The sequence below is a fragment of the Mycobacterium sp. TH-M82 genome, from assembly GCF_057473605.1.
On record NZ_JBYCKY010000629.1, the window covers coordinates 1 to 2523 of the forward strand.

General features: G+C 62.7%; 5 protein-coding genes. 2 read left to right on the forward strand and 3 right to left on the reverse strand.

Features of this window, described 5'->3' with window-relative positions; genetic code table 11:
* Both AC2VON_RS18480 and AC2VON_RS18485 read left to right on the forward strand, forming a co-directional pair.
* A partial coding sequence (locus AC2VON_RS18480; protein WP_486954259.1) for an acyl-ACP desaturase occupies positions 1–463 on the forward strand: 463 nt, incomplete at its 5' end.
* Between the two features lie 270 nt (positions 464–733).
* Positions 734–1426, forward strand: a complete 693-nt coding sequence (locus AC2VON_RS18485) for a guanylate cyclase (RefSeq protein ID WP_486954260.1) — start codon at positions 734–736, stop codon at positions 1424–1426.
* A gap of 10 nt (positions 1427–1436) precedes the next feature.
* Here AC2VON_RS18485 and AC2VON_RS18490 read toward each other — a convergent pair whose 3' ends face one another.
* From AC2VON_RS18490 to AC2VON_RS18500, 3 genes are all read right to left on the reverse strand, one after another.
* On the reverse strand, positions 1437–1760 hold the full coding sequence (locus tag AC2VON_RS18490) for a putative quinol monooxygenase (RefSeq protein ID WP_486954261.1): 324 nt from the start codon (positions 1758–1760) through the stop codon (positions 1437–1439).
* 79 nt (positions 1761–1839) lie between these two features.
* Entirely contained in the window at positions 1840–2103 is a 264-nt protein-coding gene (locus tag AC2VON_RS18495) for a type II toxin-antitoxin system RelE family toxin (protein WP_486954262.1), read from the reverse strand.
* A complete protein-coding gene (locus AC2VON_RS18500) occupies positions 2100–2384 on the reverse strand; it encodes a type II toxin-antitoxin system Phd/YefM family antitoxin (RefSeq protein ID WP_486954263.1) in 285 nt (94 codons plus the stop codon). The genes AC2VON_RS18495 and AC2VON_RS18500 overlap by 4 nt, the downstream gene beginning before the upstream one ends.
* Between the last annotated feature and the right edge of the window lie 139 nt (positions 2385–2523).

The window sequence follows — 2523 nt, forward strand, 5'->3', positions numbered from 1 at the left end:
CGCCGACCAACTGCTGGCCCGCGTCTCGGCCGATGAAAACCTGCATATGCTCTTCTACCGCGACGTCTCCGATGCCGGCTTCCAGATCGCACCCAACCAGGCAATGCGGTCACTGCACAAGGTGCTGCGCAACTTCAAGATGCCCGGATACACGGTCCCGGAATTTCGTCGTAAGGCCGTCATCATCGCCGTTGGCGGGGTGTTCGACCCGCGCATCTTCCTCAACGACGTAGTGATGCCGGTGCTGAAGAAATGGCGCATCTTCGAGCGCGGGGACTTCACTGGTGAGGCCGCACAGATGCGCGACGATCTCGGCCTGCTGGTCGACGAACTCAAGGACGCGTGCGCCAAGTTCGAGCTAGCCAAGCAGCGCCACCTCGAACGCGAGGCCCGCAGGGTCGAAAAGATAACCGCCAAGCGAGTTCTGTCCACAACAGGGACACCGGCACTCAGTAGGAAGTAGCGAACCATTGGCTCGCAAGCCGCCACCGATCCGACCGGATCGCGTAGTGCGACAGTGATACTCGGTTCCCACTCCGCGACAGCGCTTCGTACCGACATCGGCCAAAAGGGTGCTTCGCCCTCACCGAGACCGAGAGGGTGGTCACTGAAACCAATAGGACTGCCAGATTGCGCAGCTGCCGAGCGGAAACGCTGAATTTTCGAGCAGCTTGGGCGTCCGATCCAGGAGCATCAGGCATCCCACGGTGTGCTAAACCTTTATGGTGCTGTTGTGGACGCACATACGTTGACGCTGGATCGGGCGCTGGCCGAAACCCGCACCGGGGACATCTGGCTGTTCCGCGGTCGCTCCAGGCCGGACCGCACCATCCAGACCCTGTCCAACGCCCCGGTCAACCACGTCGGCATGACGGTGGCCATCGATGATCTGCCGCCGTTGATCTGGCATGCCGAACTCGGCGACAAGCTCACCGACGTCTGGACCGGTGCCACCCATCGCGGCGTGCAGCTCAACGACGCCCGGGAGGCCGTCGAGCAGTGGATGCAGCGCTACCACCAGCGGTGCTGGCTGCGTCAGCTGACCCCGTATGCCAACCGCGGCCAGGAGGACCGATTGCTGCGGGTCGTCGCCCGGATGGACGGCACCCCGTTCCCCGCCACTGCGCGGCTCACCGGCCGGTGGCTGCGCGGTCGCATCCCGACCATCAACGACTGGACACGGGGTGTCCCATTGCTGGACAAGAAGATTCGCCAGGCAACACAACGGCGCAAGGCACGACAGCGCGCAGCGGGCATCGAAACCGCCTACTGCGCAGAGACGGTGGCCATCACCTACGAGGAGATGGGGTTGTTGTCCACCGACAAGCATTGGAGCTGGTTCGACCCCGGGTCTTTTTGGAGTGGTGACATCCTGCCGCTGACGCCCGGCTACGAGCTGGGCCGCGAAATAGCCGTCTCCGGTTAGCTCTAGCCGGTTAGTCGACACTCATCTCGGCCAGCACCGACCAGTCCGACGCGTCGATCGCCTGGCTGATGATCTTCGGCGTCGAGGTCAGCGCCGTCGGCAGCTCCCGCATCGCCTGCTTGAAGTGGTCGCTGTTGACGTGGGCACTGCCGGCCGCAGCGTCGCGGAATGCCTCGACCAGCACGTATTCGCACTCATTGTCGAGGCTGCGCGACCAGTCGAACCAGAGGTTGCCCGGTTCGGACCGGGTGGCCGCGGTAAACGAAGCGACCAGCTGAGACCAACGGTCGGCCCACTCCGGTTTGGTTTCGAACTTGACGACGATGAAAATCACCGCTGCTCCTTACTGGCTATCCGATCTCGAAGCTGTTCTGCACAGGGATGGCGTTGACAGATGTCGTCACACGGAAGACTCACCGGTAAACGTCACGCCGATGTGCGATGTGGACGACCCGGACGACGACTCGTTCGTCGAAGATCTGGTAGATCACCCGGAATTCACCCCGCCGCGCCGAGTACCGTCCCTGCAGTTGATCGCGAAGCGGCTTGCCGACGCGGTACGGATTCTCTGCAAGCGGACCTCGTAGGAATTCCCAACACGCGACTGCTACTGCTTCCGGTAAGAGATCGGTCAGCGCTTTCGTCGCAGCCTTCGTCAACTCAATGCGATGGATCACCGCGGGAGCCGCCCGACGGCGCGCATCTCCTCTGCCACCTCGTCGAGTGTGTAGACTTCGCCGCCTTCAGCCGCGGTCTCAGCTGCGCGGATCTCGCGCATCAGTTCCTGGTCGCTGAGGATCGCCAGGGTTTCCATGATCGAGTCGTAATCGTCCGCACTGAGGATCACCGCGGCCCGGCGACCCTTCCTCGTGACCTCGATTCGCTGGTGAGTCCTAACCGCCTCATCAACAAGCTTCGACAGATTCGCCCGGACTTCGGCTAAAGGCAACGTGGTCATGTACAGAAGTCTAGCGTGAGCGAGCCCTGCCCCCAGCGGAGGCGACCGGTTTGCTGCGCTTCATCCGCCTGTCGCAGATCCGGACACAGCCAACGTGGCGAGGGCTCGTCGAGGATCAGCGACAAGTTTGCGGGTCGAC